An 893-nucleotide genomic window follows, 5' to 3' on the forward strand; every position below is an offset into this window, starting at 1 on the left:
CAATTACTTTATTACAAGTCACTTTGAGGCTTCGGTCAATGAATGACCTCCTGTTGCTGCAGTGACATTATACAGTACATTTAGGCATGCGCTCTGCCAGAATCTCGAGACCGCCCACCTTGGCCCACCATAGTGCCTTAACTGCATTTACGGATGGAGCCATCAACACACACGACCCACAGCACTCCCAGGTCAAAGCTCACATGCTGGTGACCATTGGGACAGGCAACCACTGGGATCCAGTCTGTGCCATCGGGTGTGCAGCGAGTGACACCAGTTCGTTTGAATAAGCTCCCTTGAGAGTTTACACCATAGACACTGCCATCAGTTGCTACTTCAATCATGGACAGAAGTCCAGGAATATTCACAAAGCTGCCGGACCCTGAACAGACACTAGACGACACATCCTTCATGATGAAGATTTGGTCGTTGTGGTTCACTCCCCAACAGCTGTATGGACCACAGCTGTAGTACTTCAGCTTTCCACCAATATTAATCCAAGGAATGTTACTGGATAACCATTTGTTGTTAGCATCCATATTTGAACAGAATATGTCATCATACATATTGACACCTGCAATGATCTGATCACCTCCGGCATCCACCTGATTGAGAAGCCCTTCAAGCCTAACAAAACCGCCACTCTGAAACCTAAAGATGTTGTTTGCTGTATTAACCCCCAGCTGACCAGCAGGACCAACACTGAAGTGCTTTAGAGACCCGCTGATCTTTGTGAAGATGTTATCAATCAGGACGAATATCTCATTATTATTGTTCACGCCAACCACGGAGCCAGACCCAGCGTCTATCTGCTTCAGGTTACCATTCACCACGTTACAGTTTAAAGCCAGAGTGTGAAAGAACTGGCAGCAAAAAAGGTAGCAGGACGCTCC

Annotated in this window: 1 protein-coding gene; it reads right to left on the minus strand. The window is 46.9% G+C overall.

The annotated features are described in order from the left end of the window. Nucleotides 1-137: 137 nt before the first annotated feature. Nucleotides 138-893, minus strand: a 756-nt coding sequence (locus DK872_RS27215) for a tectonin domain-containing protein (protein ID WP_237656274.1), incomplete at its 5' end; no start/stop codon positions are given.

This window comes from Kosakonia sp. MH5 (assembly GCF_009935945.1).
Lineage (GTDB): Bacteria > Pseudomonadota > Gammaproteobacteria > Enterobacterales > Enterobacteriaceae > Kosakonia > Kosakonia radicincitans.